General features: G+C 61.2%; 11 protein-coding genes. 3 read left to right on the forward strand and 8 right to left on the reverse strand.

Going from position 1 to position 12,951, the window contains the following annotated elements; genetic code table 11:
- Positions 1–121 precede the first annotated feature (121 nt).
- Together crtD and AC2A1F_RS13205 are read left to right on the forward strand one after the other, a co-directional pair.
- The gene (gene crtD, locus AC2A1F_RS13200; RefSeq protein WP_484209234.1) at positions 122–1,681 is read left to right on the forward strand and encodes a 1-hydroxycarotenoid 3,4-desaturase CrtD; all 1,560 of its coding nucleotides are present in this window, start codon (positions 122–124) and stop codon (positions 1,679–1,681) included.
- A 119-nt stretch (positions 1,682–1,800) separates the two neighbouring features.
- On the forward strand, positions 1,801–2,520 hold the full coding sequence (locus tag AC2A1F_RS13205; RefSeq protein ID WP_484209235.1) for a hydroxyneurosporene dehydrogenase: 720 nt from the start codon (positions 1,801–1,803) through the stop codon (positions 2,518–2,520).
- 124 nt (positions 2,521–2,644) lie between these two features.
- On the opposite strand, the gene AC2A1F_RS13210 is transcribed toward AC2A1F_RS13205, so the two are convergent.
- The 8 genes from AC2A1F_RS13210 to AC2A1F_RS13245 all read right to left on the reverse strand — a co-directional run bounded on the left by AC2A1F_RS13210 (position 2,645) and on the right by AC2A1F_RS13245 (position 9,637).
- Positions 2,645–2,812: a hypothetical protein gene (locus AC2A1F_RS13210; RefSeq protein WP_484209236.1), complete on the reverse strand. Its 168-nt coding sequence runs from the start codon at positions 2,810–2,812 to the stop codon at positions 2,645–2,647.
- Between the two features lie 69 nt (positions 2,813–2,881).
- The gene (gene rsgA, locus AC2A1F_RS13215; protein WP_484209237.1) at positions 2,882–3,922 is read right to left on the reverse strand and encodes a ribosome small subunit-dependent GTPase A; all 1,041 of its coding nucleotides are present in this window, start codon (positions 3,920–3,922) and stop codon (positions 2,882–2,884) included.
- A 133-nt stretch (positions 3,923–4,055) separates the two neighbouring features.
- Positions 4,056–4,484, reverse strand: a complete 429-nt coding sequence (locus AC2A1F_RS13220) for a hypothetical protein (RefSeq protein WP_484209238.1) — start codon at positions 4,482–4,484, stop codon at positions 4,056–4,058.
- Between the two features lie 88 nt (positions 4,485–4,572).
- On the reverse strand, positions 4,573–4,731 hold the full coding sequence (locus tag AC2A1F_RS13225) for a hypothetical protein (RefSeq protein ID WP_484209239.1): 159 nt from the start codon (positions 4,729–4,731) through the stop codon (positions 4,573–4,575).
- Entirely contained in the window at positions 4,728–5,624 is an 897-nt protein-coding gene (gene bchO / locus AC2A1F_RS13230; protein WP_484209240.1) for an alpha/beta fold hydrolase BchO, read from the reverse strand. The genes AC2A1F_RS13225 and bchO overlap by 4 nt, the downstream gene beginning before the upstream one ends.
- Complete coding sequence (locus AC2A1F_RS13235) at positions 5,621–7,321, reverse strand: magnesium chelatase subunit D (protein ID WP_484209241.1); 1,701 nt, start codon at positions 7,319–7,321, stop codon at positions 5,621–5,623. The genes bchO and AC2A1F_RS13235 overlap by 4 nt, the downstream gene beginning before the upstream one ends.
- Positions 7,318–8,319 (reverse strand): magnesium chelatase ATPase subunit I, encoded by a 1,002-nt coding sequence (gene bchI / locus AC2A1F_RS13240; protein ID WP_484209242.1) that lies wholly within the window; start codon positions 8,317–8,319, stop codon positions 7,318–7,320. The genes AC2A1F_RS13235 and bchI overlap by 4 nt, the downstream gene beginning before the upstream one ends.
- Before the next feature lie 43 nt (positions 8,320–8,362).
- Positions 8,363–9,637: a DUF3422 domain-containing protein gene (locus AC2A1F_RS13245; protein ID WP_484209243.1), complete on the reverse strand. Its 1,275-nt coding sequence runs from the start codon at positions 9,635–9,637 to the stop codon at positions 8,363–8,365.
- Positions 9,638–9,932: 295 nt separating this feature from the next.
- On the opposite strand from AC2A1F_RS13245, the gene AC2A1F_RS13250 reads away from it, so the two are divergent.
- Entirely contained in the window at positions 9,933–12,935 is a 3,003-nt protein-coding gene (locus AC2A1F_RS13250; RefSeq protein WP_484209244.1) for a TonB-dependent receptor, read from the forward strand.
- Positions 12,936–12,951 lie beyond the last annotated feature (16 nt).

A 12,951-nucleotide genomic window follows, 5' to 3' on the forward strand; every position in this document is an offset into this window, starting at 1 on the left:
GACGGCGCGGGTCGCGCTTCGCTGTGGGGGGAAATATTCAGCATATGTCCAAAAGATTGGACATTTGAACTGTAAACGTCAATTGTATTCCCTTGGAGGCATTCCCTCCGGGAGAAGAGCCTTGGCATCGCGCGTGGCGATCATCGGCGCAGGAATTGGCGGATTGGCATCAGCGGCGCTGTTGGCAGCGCGCGGGTGCGATGTGACCGTTATTGAAAAAGCCCCGCAACCCGGTGGTAAAGCACGGCAACTCATTGTCGATGGCGCTTCGGTGGATGCCGGGCCGACCGTGTTTACCCTGCGCGATGTGTTCGAATCGATCTTTGCCGAATGCGGTGCGGATCTGTCCAAATACGTGACCGTCCGCCGCGCCGGAGTGATTGCCCGGCACGCCTGGGATGCCGATCGCCAGCTTGACCTTCACGCCGATCCTGCGCGCAGCGAAGAGGCTATTGGCGATTTTGCCGGGGCTGAGGCAGCAGCGGGTTTTCGCAAGTTCCGCGCAGAGGCAGCACGCATCCACGGTATTCTTGATCAATCCATGATGCGCGGGTCCAAAGTATCGTGGCCACTGCCGCTGATGTGGCGCATCGGCCTGTGGCGCATGGGAGATCTGCTGGCGATCCGTCCGTATGAATCGATGTGGAAGGTTCTGGGCGAACATTTTGCCGACCAGCGCCTGCGCCAGCTGTTTGCGCGTTACTCCACTTATTGCGGATCATCGCCGTTCGAAACGCCGGCCACGCTGATGCTGGTCGCCCATGTCGAAGCACAAGGCGTGTGGCTGATCGACGGCGGCATGAGCGCGCTGGCAGGCGCATTGATGCGGCTGGCGCAGATCCACGGGGCCAAGTTCCGGTTCGGTACGGGGGCGGCCCTGATCGAGGCCGCGCAAGGCCGCGCTTCGGGCGTGATCCTGAGTACGGGGGAGCGGATTGCCGCCGATGCCGTCATTGCCAATGCCGATCCCGAGGCTTTGGCGGCAGGCCGTTTCGGCCCGCTGGCGGCGATGGCGGTTAGCAGCCATGGGCCGCGCAAACGGTCGCTTTCGGCGATGGTCTGGTTGGCCTACACGCGCACGAATGGCTTTCCATTGCAGCGCCATAATGTCCTGTTCTCTGGCGATTATCCGCGAGAGTTTGCGAATATTGCCGGGGGGGCTACGCCATCAGACCCGAGCGTTTACGTCTGTGCGCAGGATCGCGAGGGCGGGGCAGATGTGCCGGATGGGCAGCGCGAACGGCTGCAGATCATCGTGAATGCACCCGCGAACGGCGACACCCACACTTATTCTGATGAGGAGAAGGCGCAATGCACTCTGGCCATGAGGCGCAGCCTGCAACGCTGTGGACTGGAACTGGAACAGGACTTCCCGCACACACTGTTGACGCCGAACGCCTTCGAGAGCTTTTTGCCAGCGACGGGCGGGGCGATCTATGGTCGGGCCTCGCACGGCTGGGCGGCGTCCTTCCTCCGGCAGGGCACCCGGACACGGATCCCTGGGCTTTATTGCGCGGGTGGAAGTACCCATCCGGGGGCCGGGGTACCGATGGCCGCCTTGTCCGGGCGGCTGGCGACGCAGGCAGTGCTGCAAGACCTCGTTTCGATGCGCAGATCCCACCCGGTGGCTACGGCTGGTGGTACGTCGATGCGATCAGCGACTGCGGACGCCACGGCCTGACAATCATCGCGTTCATCGGCAGTGTCTTTTCGCCGTTTTACAAGAAGAGTGGCCGCCCTGATCCGCAAAACCACTGCGCGCTCAATGTGGCGCTCTATGGCCCCGGCGCTCGCTGGACTATGACTGAGCGCGGGCGTGGCCATGTGGCGCGCGATGCTGATACGCTGCAGATCGGGCCAAGCACGGTGCGCTGGACCGGCGATGCGCTGGAAATCGATATCGAGGAAAAGGACAAGCGCGTGGGCGTGCCATGGCAGCGCCGTGTGGCGGGCAAAGTGCGGGTCTATCCCGAAGCTTTGAATGATCGCGCCTTTTCGCTCGATCCCGAAGGCAAACACCGCTGGCACTGTGTTGCCCCGCGCGCGCGGATCGAAGTGGTGATGGAAAAGCCCGGCCTTAACTGGAAGGGCAGTGCCTATCTCGATTCGAACTTTGGATCGGAGTCGCTCGAAGAAGGATTCCGCGTCTGGCACTGGTCCCGTGCCCATGCAAAACGCGATTCGGTGGTCTGTTATGAAGGCATCCGGCGCGATGGGCAGGCCTTTGCCAGCGCGCTGCGCTTTGGCCCCGATGGCGTCCCGCATGAAGAAGACGTGCTGCCCCCAGTGGCTCCGCTGCCCAACACGCTGTGGCAGATGGAGCGCAAAACCCGCGCCGACAAAGGCCTCGCCAGCGTGATTCGCACTTGGGAAGACGCGCCGTTCTATGCCCGATCAACGCTGGCTACGCGGTTGTTTGGTGAGCCAGTGGTGGCGGTGCAGGAAAGTCTGGACCTTGACCGCTTTGCCTCACCCATTGTGCAACTGATGCTGCCCTACCGGATGCCGCGGGTGGAATAGTTAGGCGAAGAACCAGAACCAAAACCAGAGCCCGTTCGCGTCGAGCGAAGTCGAGACAATTTCCGGCGTGCCTCGACTTCGCTCGACATGAACGGGTGTTTGTTTGAATTCAAGTGATAGCGTCCTAACTCTTCGCTGGCTTGGTCTTTTTCAGTTTGTGCGCTTCGATCAGCTCGTCCAATTCTGCAACCCGCATGCGTTCCTTCGTGTCCTTGGCCAAGCCTTTGAGGCGACAGCTTGCCCACAGGCTTTTGCGTTCGGATTCGAGCGCCTTGAGATACAGATCGGCCATGAAATCTTTGCCTCGTAAACTTTGGTAATTTCGGGAATTTGGATGGGTATCTGACCGGCTTTGCCGGCGCTACCGGCGTGATCGGTAGCCCTGATTTTTTGCCATGGCCTGTGCAGCATTCTGGGCAAGGTCGGCGCGCTCTCGGCGGGTTGAGCGGCTGGCGGAATTGGTTGATTCTTCGGCGGCCAATTTGCGCCAACGATCAAAGCGTGCTGGATCAAGCGTGCCCTGCGCAACGGCGTCCTTGATGCCGCACCCAGCCTCTCCCTCGTGCGAGCAGTTGGAAAAGCGGCACTCCAAAGCCAGCTGCACGATATCGTCAAAAACTTCGGCAATGCCCGATGCGACCTCGGACAATTGCAACTCGCGCATGCCCGGTGTGTCCATCAGCCACCCACCGCCTGCCAGACGGTGCATTTCACGCACGGTGGTGGTGTGGCGACCCTTGCCGTCTTCTTCGCGAACTGGCTGAGTCGCGATATCGTCCCTGCCGGTCAGCGTGTTGACCAAAGTTGATTTGCCGACGCCCGATGAGCCCAGCAGGGCAACGGTCTGGCCCGGTCCGCACCATGGCGTAAGCCGCGTAACGCTTTGCGCATCTCGGGCGTTGACAGCTTCCACCACAATATCCGGCTGCAGAGCGCGGGCCTTGGCGATATAAGTCTCGGTATCGTCTGTCAGATCCGCTTTGGTCAGCACGATAACCGGCGTCACATCCACTTCGCGCGCCAGCACCAGGTAACGCTCGATTCGCGCAATGTTGAAATCCTGATTGCACGATGCGACGACGAACAGCGTATCAACGTTTGCGGCGATAACCTGCAACTTCTGGCGTTCTCCGGCGGCAAGCCGTTTGAACAAGTTGGCGCGCTGCAAAAGCCGGATGGGTTCGAGGGTTTGACGGTCTAGCAGCAGCCAATCGCCGACAGCCGGACGGTCTGCCTCGGCATCAGCGCCGGGGATGCGCGGCTCGATCAGCATCTGGATGTCGGCGCCTGCCACTGCAATCTTGCCGCGATGCACCGCCGTCACCCGAACCGGCAGGGACCCGGCGGCTTCATCGTGCGATATTTGGGCGCTGAAGAAACTGGTCCAGCCAAGTTCGTCCAATTGGGGGCAATGAGCAGGCATAAGAGTGTGGTTGCGGCTTTCGGAGCGGATTGATCATTGAGCCCTAGTCCGCATCAAGCGATTGCGCACCCAAATTCAGAAGTGCGCCGTGTCCAACCTGCTGACTGGCCTACTACTGCTGAACGGCAGACGGACCTTGCCTGATGGTTGAGTAGTCCGATTCGGCCTGCTGCATTTTCAGGTTGCCGCTGGTGACGAGCCGTTCACCATTCACGCGGTCATTGCGGGCGTCCTCGATGCGGCGTTGGGCTTTGGCCATATCGTCTTGCGCTTTTTTCAAGGCTTTTTCGCCGTCGGACACTTGCTTTTCGCTGCGCGAAACAAGTTTCTGACCTTCGCGCTGATCGCGCTGACCATCGGCCCAAGATTTGCCGCGGGCGGAAATGTCACCGCCCCGTTGTGAGATAAGATCGCCATTGTCCATTCCGCCAGACGCACACGCGGACAGGGCGAGGGCTGAAATCATGACAGTTGTCGCTGCAAAAATACTGGAAAATTTCATGATCGTGCCCCTATGGTAATCCAACGTGATAATTACCAATGGGAATTTTTTGCAATCCACAGATAACAGGTCAACAAACGCGTGAAGCCGGTATTGTATCCCACTTTGACGAAAAAGAAATCAATGCTCAGCTATCGTCATTTTTCCTCTGTCTGTCTTCAGCCGCTTGTTTGTCTTTTGCGATCTCGCGATTGATTGACCGCAGTTGCCACAGCCCGAAGCCCAGAGCGATGCCTGCGAACACGACGATTTCGATCCATCCGAAGTTTTCACCGACAGTGTTCATGCAGGCTCTCCTGTCTTTTGGCCAACTTCTTGCGCCAGAAATGCGCCGATCAGGTCTGCGGCGCGCTCGGGCTGTTCTTCGTGCGCAAGGTGGCCCAGAGCAGGCAACACTTCCAGACGGCAATCGGGGATGAGCTTGGCCGCGCGATCAACCGAATCAAGCGGTACCGCTTTGTCTGCGCTCGAATGGACCAGCAAGACCGGGCTGGCGATTTTTGGCAGCAGGCGGCTTAGTGCTTCCAGATCCCAGCTGGCCATCATTTCCATCGCTCCGCCGCAGTGGCGATGGTGGCTCATCAAGGCTTCGTAGGCGGCGATGCCCTGAGAATCGATTTTCGACCCGGTGGCGCGGCCCAGAAAGCGGCCAGTCTCGCCGGGGATGCGCGCAATTCCGGCCAGCATCCGTGGGACGAAAGGGTTGATGAACAACGCTTTGGCCAATGATGGAAACAGCTTTGCGGCAAGGCCGGGGAAGGGCATCAGCGCGGGATTGAAGCCGACGACGGGCGTTTTGCAGCCCTGCGCGTGCACCAGCTGCAGCGCTATGGCCGCTCCTGCGGAATGTCCGGCGATCAAGGTAGGGCTGGCCTCCAGCTTGGCCAGAAGATCGGTCAGCGCGCTGGCCATGCCGTTCAGGGTCAGTCCCTGCTTCGGGCGGCCTGTGGTAAAGCCATGGCCCGGCAGATCGGGCGAGATCACGGTGAAGTTCCGGGCCAGCAGCGGCAGCACATCGCGCCAACTGTGCGTGGCCGCGCCCGTGCCGTGGAGCAGCAAAACGGCGGGCCCTGCGCCCGCCACTTGCACGTGCCATTTCAGCCCGGGCGTTTCGACAAAGCGGCTGGTCGTTCGGTTGGGCCAATTACGGCCATCAACATCCCAGCGTGGTCCGCTCATGCCCGCTTCCTTTCCGGCTGCGTGGCAAGGGCAACCGCAGCATTCAGCGTTTTGGCATCGGCAAAGGGCAGCGGCAAGTAGCGTGCACGCATCGCTTCGGCCACGCGGGCAGCTTCGGGGCGGGGGCGGGGGGAGATATCGATCACCACCGCATCGATCCGCGCCTCGGCAATCGCACGCGCGGCGGTGAGCGCATCGGCATTGGCCTGCACGCGACCGGGCGAGCCATCGGCGGCGATGTTGGCGCTCCCGTCGGTCAGAAACACCAGCATCGGCGTGCGCCCGCGCGAGGCGATGGCATCGGCCAGTTGGCGGGCGAGCGCGATACCGCTGGCGAGCGGCGTGCCACCGCCGCCTGGCAGTTCCGACAAGGCCCGTTTGGCGCGAGTGAGCGAGCGGGTGGGCGGCAGCAGCAGCTCTGCACCAGCGCCGCGGAAGGCAAGGAGCGCCACTTCGGCCCGCTTTACATAGGCTTGCGCAAGGATCAGTTCGACCGCACCCTTGGCCTCGGCAAGGCGCGACATCGCGGCGGAACCTGAAGCATCGACACAGAACAGCGTGACCGTCGTGCTGCGCTCTTCAAAGCGGCGCACGCGCAAATCATCGCGGCGGAAGCGGATGGGGCCTGCGCCTTCCGGAGCGGGGTCGCGGCGGCGCAACGGCTGCCAAGGGATGGCGGCGCGCAGCGTATCGACCAGCGCCATGCGCACGCCGCCGCCGGGCATGCCGGGCCGTGCGCCCAATGGCTTGCCACGCATGGCTGAACCGGTGCGGCGGCCCTGTCCGCCCCCGCGCGCGGACCTCTGGGCGCGGCCCTTGGCAATCAGATCCAGCACATCGGGCGGGATCATCGCGCGGGCAGCCTCGATCAGCAGGTCTTCGGGAATATCGGGCGGGGTATCGTCATCGTCGTCGTCGCTGCGATCCTGTTCAGCCTCGGGCGGTTCGGGCTCCGGCTCGGGAGGAGGGGGCGGCGGTGATTGCTCTTCGGGCGGAAGCTGCGTGGCGCGCGGAGCAATGACAAGGCGAGTGGCAGCCTCAAGGTCGGCCATTTCCGCAAGATCACGGCCTGCCAATGCGGCGTGGGCACGGGCTGCAGCGGCGGATTGGAGCAGCGGGCGGAGTGAAGCCACGCCCAGCGCTGTGGCCGTGGCGGCAAGCGCGCCCAACGCTTCGCTGTCGAGCGTGGCAGCAGGGCCGGGTGCTCTGGCGTTCGGTAATGGAGTGGCCAGATCGGCAGGGCGCACCGCATTCAGCGAGAGGTCGAAAGCGATCCGTTCCATCAACGCAGGCGGGGGCCGATCATCACCGTCAGCGCCATCGTCTAGCAGGATAAGCAGAAAAGCGGCGTCGTTATCCATCGCCTGCGCCACGCGGCCCGCAATGTCGATGCGCAAGCGCTCGGCCATCGGCACGATCAGCACGCCGCCCGCCACTTCGGCCAGCAAACCGCGCTGGAGCACGAGTGTGCCGCTGGAAAGGCTGGCGGCGATATCGGTGCCGCCAGACAGGCGATCATCATCGATATGGCCGGGCAGGCGGCGGAACGGGGTTTCAGGTGGGAGCAGCGCGCGCAGGGCATCGATCACCATATCGCGCGCCGGGCCACCGCCGCGCAGGCAGATGCCGCCAAGGCTGGTACGCGAATGGGCCAGCAGGCGCGCTGCCAGCAGCGCATCTGCCAGCTGATTAATCATACAAAATGTTCGGCAATCGCGCGTTCGATCCGGGCGGTCGATCCGCTTTCGTCCAGCACATCGCGGCGCAAGCGGTGGCGCAGGGCAAGCGGTGCGATGTGCAGTAGGTGTTCGCGCCGCACCAGCTTGGCGCCTTTCAGCGCAGCATAAGCACGCGCTGCGCGCATCAACGTGAGTTCCCCGCGCAGGCCATCGACGCCGATAGCGCTGCACAGTCGGGCTGCATCGACCAACACGTCATCGGGTACGTCCATTTTGGCCAAACGCTTCTGGCCGCGCGCGATCTGGTGGAGGACCTTGTCGTCTTCCTCCGCCCAACTGGCGGAAAACGCCTCGCTGTTCGCATCGTGCGCTGCGCAGCGGCGCATGATTTCCACGCGATCATCTATCGCGCGTGGGGTGCGAACCTCAACCGAAAGCCCGAAACGATCAAGCAATTGCGGGCGCAACTCGCCTTCTTCGGGGTTGCCGCTGCCGATCAGCACGAAGCGCGCCTTGTGGCGCACTGAAAGCCCTTCGCGCTCCACGACGTTTTCGCCCGATGCGGCAACGTCGAGCAGCAGATCGACGAGATGATCTTCGAGCAGGTTGATTTCGTCGATATAGAGAAAGCCGCGATGCGCGCGCGCCAGAAGGCCGGGTTCAAACACCTTTTCCCCGGTGCGCAGCGCGCGTTCGAGATCGAGCGAGCCGAGCACGCGGTCTTCGGTCGCGCCCAAAGGCAGGTCCACGAAGGGCACCGGACGCTTGCTGGCTTTGGTGCTCTCACACGGGCCGGGGCAGGTGCGCGGGGCTTCGGGTGAACAACCGAAACGGCAGCCATCCATCACCATGATCGGGGGAAGCAGGCTGGCCAGAGCGCGGGCGGCGGTAGATTTGCCGGTCCCGCGATCGCCAAAAACCATGACCCCACCAATTGTGGGATCGACCGCCGCAATCAAAAGCGAGAGTTTCATCTCGTCCTGACCGACAATTGCTGAGAAAGGGAAGCGCGCCATCTGTCAAACACTTTGGACAGTTTACTGCGTCAGGACAAGCGGATTATTTTGCGGCGGCCGTCTTGATCAGCCGATCCTTCAGCACGTGCATGGTCCACCATACGCCGAGGACCATCGGGATAACCAGCAGACCGATCAGCAGATTGTCCGAAACACCCAGCAGGTCGTCTGGCACGGCATAGAGCGCATATTTGAGCAGGCTCAGCGCATAATAAGTCAGCGCGACCGCTGAGAGTCCCTCGACCAGTTGCTGCAATCTGGCCTGCATCGATATTGATTGCTCCATCGAACGCAGCAGTTCAGCGTTCTGGTTCTCGATTCGCGTGTCAATTCTGGCGCGCAGCAGCGATGCCAACTGCTCGGTACGGCTACCCAGTCGTTCGACGCGTTCGTTGGTGGCAAGGCAGGTGTTCATCGCCGGGCGGAAACGGCGCTGGGTGAAATCGACCAGCGAGGCAAACCCCTCGACCGCGCGAACATCAAGCTGTTCAAGCCGCTCTTCCACGATCTGACCGTAAGCGCGGGTCGCATCCATGCGAAACGATATTGCAGTGGAAACCGATGCCAGATCCAGCGCGAGGCCGGACAACTGTTCAAGAATGCTGTCATCACGGGCATCGCTATCTGCAATACGGTCGGCCAGTTCGCGCAGACGCGCTTCGGCTGCATCAAGCTTGGGCCAGCATTCGCGGGCAATTGGCAGGCCAAGCAGCGCCTTGTTGCGATAGTTGCCCAGTTCCTGCATCCGCTGCAACTGGCGTGAAAGATCGCGCCGGTCGGCCCCATTGGCGGCTACAAACAAGCGTCCGAAGCCATCATCCACGATGCGGAAATCCGACCAGATCCGCACGTTGTCTCCGAGTTTGCTGGAAATCAGCTCGTCCCGGTTCAACAATTGGCGATCAAGCAGGCGGGTGACACTGGCGTCGTCCTCGCCCAGCCACACGCGAGTACTGCGGATGATCCTGCCGGGCAGGGTTTGTGCCCAAACGATTGCCGCTGCGATATGCCGGTCGCTCTGCACATCAAGAAAGCCGTCTTCATCGCATGGCGATGCAAACAGCGTCAGACTGCTGCCCTCACTTTGCCGTTCCCACGTGAAGCCTACCGATTCGTTGATTCTGCCTTCACGGTGAGACGGATTGCCAACAACGTCCTTGCCGACTGTGAGGGCCTCAATCGCGGCAAGTTCGCTTGCGCGTTCGTCTTCATCGACAGCCAGAACCCATTGCACGATATGGCATGGCACCGGCAGCACCGGCCAGCGGCGCAAATGCATTTCGCCAACCGCGCGGCGCCTTAGTTCATGATCACGCAACAGACCCCACTCCCTTGATAGGTTGCCCGCATGGCTGCGTGTTCCAGCGGCGCTCTTGCAGCAAAGAGCTAAGCCAAGTCATCCGGCAGGCCAAACGGAATTCGGTTCAGCCATATTTGGTCCTGATGTATGTTGGCAAAAAGAGCACAGCCCCTGCCTTTCCCGCCACAATGGCGCTTGACCACGTGAACGTTCTCATTTAGGTGAACGTTCACAAGGCGGCGTATTGGCGTCCGCTTGTGATTTGCATCCGAGCTTCGAGATTCAACTTCGCAGCCGGAGAAGGGGGAGGATCATGAGAGTTTCCACGACCCGTTCTGTCGCCGTCCGTGCATCAAGCATGGCCGCTTTGGCGCTGGCACTCGCCAGCCAGTCTGCGCAAGCGCAGGAAGCTGCGGCCACCGCTGCCCAAGCCGATGCCCAGATTGCTGATGAGCCTGAAGGTGAAGCGATTGTCGTCACCGGTATTCGTGCCTCGCTCACGCAGGCGCTCAACATCAAGCGCAGCGCGCAAGGTGTCGTCGATGCGATCTCGGCCGAAGACATTGGTAAGTTTCCTGATACGAACCTCGCCGAATCGCTGCAGCGCATCACCGGCGTTTCGATCGACCGTTCGAATGGCGAAGGTTCGACGGTGACGGTTCGCGGCTTCGGCCCTGAATTCAACCTTGTGCTGCTGAATGGCCGCCAGATGCCCACAAGCTCGTTGGGCGATGGCGCCAGCGCCCCGTCCACACGCTCGTTCGATTTTGCCAACCTGGCCTCAGAAGGCGTTTCAGGCGTCGAGGTCTACAAGTCGGGCCGTGCGACGCTGCCGACCGGCGGCATCGGCTCGACCATCAACATCAAGACGCCGCGTCCGCTCGACAAGCCGGGCGTGTCCGGCAGCATCGCCGCGCGTGGAGTCTATGATACCTCGCTCAACGAAGGCACGAAGATCACGCCCGAAGTTTCGGGCATCGTTTCGGCCACGTTCGGTGAAGATGACATGTTCGGCGTGCTGGTGACTGGCACCTGGCAAAAGCGTCAGGCCAGCGTCAATCAGGCCAATGTCGGCTGGCGTGATGGCTATCTGGGTTCGGAAAACAACTGGGGCTCGCTGCCGCAGGCACCCGATCCACGCGCTGCCAACATCACCAACCGTCCGGGGCCAACCGATGTCTATCAGGTGCAGCAGAACGCCAGCTATGACCTCAATGACATTGATCGTGAGCGTCTGAATGGCCAGCTGGTGCTGCAGGCTCGTTTGGCCGACAACCTGACCGCAACGTTCGACTATACTTATTCCAGCAACACCGTGCAGGTGCGCAATTCCAACGTCGGCGTGTGGTTCAACTTCAACGACGTTTCGAGCGCGTGGACCAATGGTCCGACGGCTGGGCCGCTGTTCTATTCCGAACGCTTTGGGGCGAGCGAAGGCAAGGATCTGTCCTATTCGGGCGCGCTGACCGAGAATCGTTCGGAGAACAATTCGTTCGGCGGTAACCTCAAGTGGAAGAGCGATTTTGGCCTGCGGGTTGAGCTGGATGCGCACCATTCGACCGCGCAATCGGGTGCCAACAATCCCTATGGCACCAGCACTTCGGTCGGCACGGCGGTGTTTGGCATTGCTCAGCAGTCGGTGAACTACGAGAAGGACCTGCCGGTCATCTCCTACACCATGCACCCGGGCATCAATGCGCTTGATGCAAGCAACATCCAAGCCACTGGCAACGCTTTCCGCAACGCCTTCTTCCGCGACGAAATCAATGAAGCACAGCTGCGTGGCGGCTGGGACTTCGATGACTCCGTCCTCGAAAGCCTCGATTTCGGCGTCGTCTACACCGAAAACAAGGTGCGTTCGGCCTATGGCTTCATTCAGAACGATACCTGGGGCGGTTCGACCACCAAGGCGCAGATGCCCGACGATCTGTTCACGCTGGAAACCCTGCCCGACAAGTTCTCCGGTGTTTCGGGGTCAAACGATCCGGCGATGATCCAGAGCTTCTACAAGTTCAATTTCGAAAAGATGGTCGAGTTCCTCGATGGACTGAATGGCATCTGCGGCGGTGACAACAACTGCCTCTCGCCCTTCCAGGTCGATCGCCGCATCCGCGAGCGCACCGTTGCGCCTTATGTGCAAGCTAACACGAAGTTCGATCTGTTCCAGAACCCGGCGCACTTCCGTGCAGGCCTGCGCTATGAAAAGACGAACATCACGTCATCGGCGCTGGTGCCGATCCCAACCGGCACGCAGTGGGTTTCTGCCAACGAATTCAACCTCGTCTATGGCAACACCACCGATTTCACGACGTTCAAGGGCAGCTATGAGAACTGGCTCCCAGCGGTCGACTTCGATTTTGAACCGATTGAAAACGTCAAGGTTCGTGCCAGCTACAGCCACACCATCACGCGGCCTGACTATGCCTCGATGCAGGGCGGGCGCACCGTCGATCAGCTGTTCCGCATCGGCGGCGGCTTTGGCAGCCAGGGCAACCCGGGACTTAGCCCGTACAAGTCGAAGAACATCGATGTTTCGGCAGAGTGGTACTACGACAAGGCCAGCTACCTTTCGGTCGGCTTCTTTGACAAGCGCGTCAGCAACTTCATCGCGCAAGACCGCATCGACAGCGAAGCCTTCGGCCTGACCAACCCGGCTGATGGTCCGCGCTATCGCGCCGCCATCGCTGCGCTGGGTGCGAATGCAAGCACGACTGCGGTCCGCAACTACATCTTTGCCAACTATCCGGGCTCGGTGGTTGTCGACAGCTTCGATCCGGCAACCGGCAACTACACCGGCAAGATCCTTGGCCTGCCTGAAGACAACGCGGTCAACTTCCAGATCACCACGCCGATCAACTCGGATCGCACGGCGCGGCTCTATGGCTTCGAATTCGCCATTCAGCACAGCTTCTGGGACACGGGCTTCGGCACGATCCTGAACTACACCGTGGTGAAGGGCGATGCGCGGTACGACGTGACGCAGCCTTCCAGCGTGCCCCAGTTTGCGCTGACCGGTCTGTCCGACAGTGCCAACGCGGTGCTGTTCTATGACAAGAACGGTTTGCAGGCCCGCGTTGCCTACAACTGGCGCGACAAGTTCCTTGGCGGCACCGGCCCGAACCCGTTCTTCATCGAGGCCTATGGCCAGGTCGATGCCAGCGCGAGCTGGGAGTTCAAGAAGGGCTACACGTTGTTCCTCGAAGGGATCAACATCACCAATTCGAACCGCCGTGGCCATCTGCGCAGCACAAACAACGTGTTCTTCTCCTCGCCGGGTTATGCCCGGTATCAGGTGGGTGCACGCATCAACTTCTGAGGCCTTGATAACGTTC

Source organism: Novosphingobium sp. HNCC26BN242 (genome assembly GCF_057180525.1).